This is a genomic window from Shigella sp. SIG3 (assembly GCF_053555855.1).
On the sequence record NZ_JBQZXE010000171.1, the window covers coordinates 1 to 5,725 of the forward strand.

Here is a 5,725-nt window from a genome sequence, read left to right on the forward strand (position 1 = left end):
TCCGTTGCTTCGGGCTGTTTTCGATAGTATTGATAACATCATCATCATTATTTTATTGAGGCCAGACATGTCCATCCGTTTTGCCCGCAAAGCCGACTGTGCTGCCATTGCGGAAATTTATAACCACGCCGTGTTGTATACGGCGGCTATCTGGAATGACCAAACGGTGGATGCAGATAACCGCATTGCCTGGTTTGAAGCGCGGACCATAGCAGGTTATCCGGTGCTGGTAAGTGAAGAAGATGGCGTAGTTACGGGATATGCCTCGTTTGGCGACTGGCGTAGTTTCGATGGTTTTCGCCATACCGTGGAACATTCGGTTTATGTCCATCCCGATCATCAGGGCAAAGGTCTGGGGCGTAAATTGTTAAGCCGATTGATTGATGAAGCGCGGGATTGCGGGAAGCATGTCATGGTCGCCGGGATCGAATCGCAAAATCAGGCTTCGCTGCATCTGCACCAGTCGCTGGGATTTGTCGTCACCGCACAAATGCCGCAGGTAGGCACTAAATTTGGTCGTTGGCTGGATCTGACATTTATGCAGTTGCAACTCGACGAGCGCACTGAACCGGACGCGATTGGATGAATCAGTCGCTCACCCTTGCTTTTTTGATTGCCGCCGGAATTGGTCTGGTAGTCCAGAACACGCTGATGGTGCGCATCACCCAGACCTCCTCTACCATTCTCATCGCCATGTTGCTGAACTCACTGGTGGGGATTGTGCTCTTTGTTTCTATTTTATGGTTTAAACAAGGCATGGCGGGGTTTGGCGAACTGGTGTCCAGCGTGCGCTGGTGGACACTTATACCTGGCTTGCTGGGTTCGTTTTTTGTCTTCGCCAGTATCAGCGGATATCAGAATGTGGGAGCGGCGACAACTATTGCGGTACTGGTCGCCAGCCAGCTGATTGGCGGTCTGGTGCTGGATATCTTCCGCAGTCATGGCGTACCACTACGGGCGTTGTTCGGCCCAATATGTGGCGCAATTTTACTTGTGGTTGGCGCCTGGTTGGTGGCCAGACGCTCATTTTAATCAGAGGATGGTGCCGCCTTTGGTTAACTGTTCGTGGCCGCTTCCATATCTTCTTTATGCTTGCGACCGTGATGAGCAATAGCGGTGCGCAAACGCTGCTGCTGGGTGTAGCGATCTTCCCGACTTAACTCCGCGTCATCGCTCAGGGCGATTAATAATTCGTTCATATGGGCAATGACGCTCTCTTCAATCGCGGCATCCACGCGCGCGATGACTTCATCCAGATGCGACATACTTTCTCCTTAGCCACTTGTGAAATTTATCGATTAATCCAAATGATATAAGTCTGCGTGGTGCCGTCAAGCCAGTGAGTAAGATTTAAAACAGTGAAAACAACAGCGCCACCGGGAAACTCATCGGCCATGTGGCCCCCACCAGAAAGGCGCTTAAGAAACGGATGCGTTTCTTATCGTGAGAAAGAAACCAGGTGATAAGAAATGCGATTGCTGCCATAACCGCATAAAAAACAAGCATATGTTGATAGAGAGACATGTACGGGCGTCCAGCCATATGAATAAAACGCGCGCAAATATGCGCCATTTTTTGACGTGCATCAAGTTTTTTCACCAGTTTGAGAAAAAATCATCAAACAGCAACTTGCCCTTATCCATCTTCAGAATGAGTATTATTGCGGATTTTCTTAACCCGTACTATACACATAGGGGCAATGATAAAAGGTGGCAAAAATGAATGTTTCCAGTAGAACTGTAGTACTGATAAATGTCTTTGCTGCTGTTGGTTTGTTTACTCTTATCTCTATGAGATTTGGCTGGTTTATTTGATGTAGTGATTTTGCACGCAGCACGTACTGTCAGAGAAATCAACTCTCTGACAGTACGCAAGATCTTCTCATACTCTCCAAGTTTGCAACATTATCCTTAATATTTACTTCTTTTTGCTGGCATCTACATTGAAATGAGTAGAAAACATCCCCCTACTGTCGTCTATACAAACAGCTTACTGATTCAAACGGAATCTTGTTTTCACATTTTTCTATCACGAATACTTTATACGCGCGGGAGTCTATAAATGCTTTATACTTTCAAGGAATAACGTAAATATAAAAAGATGGCGTAAAGTATATGCATGGCAGGATGTTTGCAACCTCCTTGATGACGCTGCCCCATTGAAATTGCAAACCCCGCCCTGGTTATCTTGCCCATTTATCATGCAAAACAGATAATTATAGGCCTCTGAATACCTCAGAAAGATTGAATTTTTTATAGTCCCTCTCTTGAATATTTCCATTTGATATCAATCGATTCATCTCTTCAACAAAATAATTTATATCATCACACTTGTTATTATCCGGAAGATCTGAGTAGTTATAATTCCACCATTTTATTCTCAACAGTTCATCAATAACATTTGAATCAAACCTAAATCTGATTATTTTTGCAGGAACTCCTGCAACTATGGCATATGGGGGCACATCTTTGGTAACAACGGAATTGGCAGCAATAACAGCACCATCACCTATTGCGATGCCACCTTTCAATACAACATCATTTCCTATCCAGACATCATTTCCTATAATCGGATTTTCAGGTTTGGTAATGAATGGTTTCAATGTCCAGCTACGTTCAAATTCACTCATAGCAAACTTATCAAATTCACCGTTATAAGTCATCATGTGAGTAGTAAAACGATTCAAAGGATGATTTCCACCCATTATTTTTACATTTGATGCAATACTACAAAATCGACCTATACGTATATTCCCTGAAAAATGGCAGGTCGGAAATGAAAAAGCGCCGACACTGGAGAAATTTTTCACAGGCATTGTTGAATATTCTTCAGCAATAACATTATCTTCAATTGTTATCTTGTCACCTTTTGAGAAAAGAAATAAATTCCTTTCTTTATACGACTTCTTCCCCTTATGATTTAAAAAGATTTTATTATCCATACAAAACTCAAAGTGTTTTTTCGTCCATCTGAAGGTAAGGGTTTTATTTTTATCTTCCGTGAATTTGTACAATTGAACTTTCATTGTTAATACTTCTACTTATAAATTATTAGTTTAATAACGATACTCTAAAGCCTTATGCTAATCAACTGTGACAGGATGAAAAATCGCCATCAAACATTTAGCCTAATTTTTACGCCAGTTATTAATGTAATCATTCTAATACTTAACCGCCATTAAACTCAGAACCTAAAACGATAGTGGCCGTCCTATAACAGCCACTAACATCTAACTTAATGTTTAACCATGACGTGGCGGACGACGGTGTAATCCTCCAGCCCATAAAGTGACATATCCTTGCCGTAACCAGAAAGTTTCTGCCCACCGTGCGGCATTTCACTTACCAGCATGAAATGGGTATTGACCCAGGTACAACCATATTGCAGCCGTGCGCTGACGCGATGCGCCCTGCCCACATCTTTCGTCCATACCGAAGATGCAAGTCCGTACTGGCTGTCATTCGCCCAGTTCACCACCTGTTCTTCGTTGTCGAAGGGCGTAACACTCACTACTGGACCAAATACCTCTTTTTGCAGGATGGCATCGTCCTGTAATGCGCCAGCCAGCAGCGTCGGCGCATAGTAATAGCCATTACCCTTGCGCTTTTCACCGCCAGTGATCACTTTGATGTGCCCTGTCGCTTTCGCCTCTTCTACTGCCTTGCTGACGCGTTCGAGATGCGCCAGCGAGCTTAAAGGTCCAAGCTCCGTAGACTCGTCATCCGGCGCACCAGATTTTAACGTTGCCACCGCAGGCACCCAGTTTTTCCACCAGCGTATCGTAAATGCCTTTTTGCGCGTAGATCCGACAAGCCGCAGTACAATCCTGTCCAGCATTGTAATAGCCAAATGTACGTACACCTTCGACCACTGCTTCAATATCCGCATCATCAAAAACAATCACTGGCGCTTTGCCACCAAGTTCCATATGAGTACGCTTAATGGACGACGCGGTATGGCTGATGATGTGCTCGCCGGTGGCGATAGAGCCCGTCAGCGACACCATCCGCACTTTGGGATGACCGGTCAGCGGATCACCCACCGTTTTGCCTCTGCCAAACAGTATGTTAATCACGCCTGCCGGGAAGATATCTTTCGCCAGCTCTGCCAACTTCAACGCGGTCAGCGGGGTAATTTCTGATGGTTTAAGCACTACGCAGTTCCCTGCCGCCAGCGCCGGAGCAAGTTTCCACGCGGCCATCATCAGCGGATAATTCCACGGTGCGATAGAAGCCACGCCCCCCAACGGATCGCGACGGATCATCGAAGTATGACCTTCAAAATATTCACCTGCCGCCAGACCATTCAGACAGCGCGCCGCACCCGCGAAAAAGCGAAAAACATCGACAATCGCCGGGATTTCATCATTGAACGCACTATGCAGCGGTTTGCCACAATTACGGGATTCCAGTTCGGCAAAAACCTGACCATTTTCTTCGATAACATCCGCCAGTTTCAGCAGGCATTCCGCACGCGCTTTCGGTGTGGTTTGCCCCCATTCAGCAAATGCTGCATCTGCCGCACACACAGCAGCATCGACCTGCTCTGCGGATGCCTCGGCAATCTCCAGTAAAACGTCCCCCGTTGCCGGATTATAGACAGGCTGTTTTTCCCCTTCGCCGCTAACCAGTTCTCCGTTAATCAGTAACTTATGTTGCATAGATTATTCCTGTATCAGTGGTTATTGACCATTGTCGCCTTCGCGGGTTAGCCACCAGGCCCCCAGGATCGGCAAGGTTGTTACCAACATAACCAGCAGTGCCACCACGTTGGTTACCGGTACATCACGCGGTCGCCCAAGCTGATTGAGCAACCACAACGGTAACGTTCGTTCATGACCTGCCGTAAAGGTCGTAACGATGATTTCATCGAACGACAAGGCAAACGCCAGCATTCCTCCTGCCAGTAACGCCGAACTGAGATTCGGCAACACTACGTAGCGGAAGGTTTGCCAGCCATTGGCCCCAAGATCCATTGACGCCTCAACCAGACTCCACGAGGTGCGGCGAAAACGGGCGATGACATTGTTAAACACCACCACTACGCAAAAAGTCGCATGACCGACCACGATGGTGAAAAATCCCGGCTCCAGATTGATGGTTTTAAAGGCGGTTAATAGCGCCAGACCAGTGACAATGCCCGGCAGCGCAATGGGCAGCAGCAATAACAGCGAAATGGCGTTTTTGCCGAAAAAGTCTCGTCTCCACAGCGCGGCAGCTGCCAGCGTCCCTAACACCAGCGCAGCGTCAGGCCCTGCGGTGGAAAACTAAACGCCGCATCTTCAGTGTTAAACGCATAGGCGGCGATTATCAGGATGGGAAAATGTAGGAAAACAACGCCGCCCCAGGCCGCCAGTTTGAGGAAAAACGGTGCGCGTTCAGAGTGCATCGAACGCTCCCAGACGTTTCACGAACGCCAGGTACAGTGCGATGAGAATAATCGGCACCAGGGTGAATGCCGCCGCCATCGGCATATTGCCAATCGCCCCCTGCTGGGAATAAACCATATTGCCGATAAAATATCCTGGAGGACCAACCAGCTGCGGGACGATAAAATCGCCCAGTGTGAGTGAGAAGGTAAAGATAGAGCCAGCGGCAATACCCGGGATTGCCAGCGGCAGCACCACATAGCGAAAGGTTTGTCGTGGACGTGCGCCGAGATCAGCCGACGCCTGCAACAATGACGGCGGCAAACGCTCAAGCGCCGCCTGAACGGGCAGGATCAT

The 5,725-nt window shown here is 47.5% G+C and carries 6 protein-coding genes and 3 pseudogenes; 3 read left to right on the forward strand and 6 right to left on the reverse strand.

The features are described from left to right. Window positions 1-67 precede the first annotated feature (67 nt). Window positions 68-586 (forward strand): GNAT family N-acetyltransferase, encoded by a 519-nt coding sequence (locus ACUU1I_RS19235; RefSeq protein ID WP_000027563.1) that lies wholly within the window; start codon window positions 68-70, stop codon window positions 584-586. Further along, window positions 583-1,032 carry a DMT family transporter gene (locus tag ACUU1I_RS19240; RefSeq protein ID WP_001076539.1) on the forward strand — a complete coding sequence of 150 codons (450 nt, stop codon included), beginning with the start codon at window positions 583-585 and terminating at the stop codon, window positions 1,030-1,032. Before ACUU1I_RS19235 ends, ACUU1I_RS19240 begins: the two co-directional genes overlap by 4 nt. Here ACUU1I_RS19240 and ydcY read toward each other — a convergent pair. Next, window positions 1,033-1,265: pseudogene (gene ydcY, locus ACUU1I_RS19245) on the reverse strand (DUF2526 family protein YdcY). 85 nt (window positions 1,266-1,350) lie between these two features. Continuing rightward, window positions 1,351-1,524: an orphan toxin OrtT gene (gene ortT, locus ACUU1I_RS19250; protein WP_000061178.1), complete on the reverse strand. Its 174-nt coding sequence runs from the start codon at window positions 1,522-1,524 to the stop codon at window positions 1,351-1,353. 194 nt (window positions 1,525-1,718) lie between these two features. Between ortT and yncL the strand changes: the two genes are divergently transcribed. After that, window positions 1,719-1,814 carry a stress response membrane protein YncL gene (gene yncL / locus ACUU1I_RS19255; protein ID WP_001303494.1) on the forward strand — a complete coding sequence of 32 codons (96 nt, stop codon included), beginning with the start codon at window positions 1,719-1,721 and terminating at the stop codon, window positions 1,812-1,814. Window positions 1,815-2,215: 401 nt separating this feature from the next. On the opposite strand, the gene ACUU1I_RS19260 is transcribed toward yncL, so the two are convergent. The 4 genes and pseudogenes from ACUU1I_RS19260 to ACUU1I_RS19275 form a co-directional block, all read right to left on the reverse strand. Continuing rightward, window positions 2,216-3,025, reverse strand: coding sequence for a CatB-related O-acetyltransferase (locus tag ACUU1I_RS19260; RefSeq protein WP_000867989.1), 810 nt, complete (start codon window positions 3,023-3,025; stop codon window positions 2,216-2,218). Between the two features lie 209 nt (window positions 3,026-3,234). Then, a pseudogene (patD, locus tag ACUU1I_RS19265) lies at window positions 3,235-4,660 on the reverse strand (aminobutyraldehyde dehydrogenase). Between the two features lie 21 nt (window positions 4,661-4,681). Beyond that, window positions 4,682-5,388 (reverse strand): annotated as a pseudogene (locus ACUU1I_RS19270) (ABC transporter permease). After that, window positions 5,378-5,725: ABC transporter permease (locus tag ACUU1I_RS19275; protein ID WP_005047909.1), on the reverse strand; the 348-nt coding region annotated here is incomplete at its 5' end. The gene ACUU1I_RS19275 and the pseudogene ACUU1I_RS19270, both read right to left, overlap by 11 nt.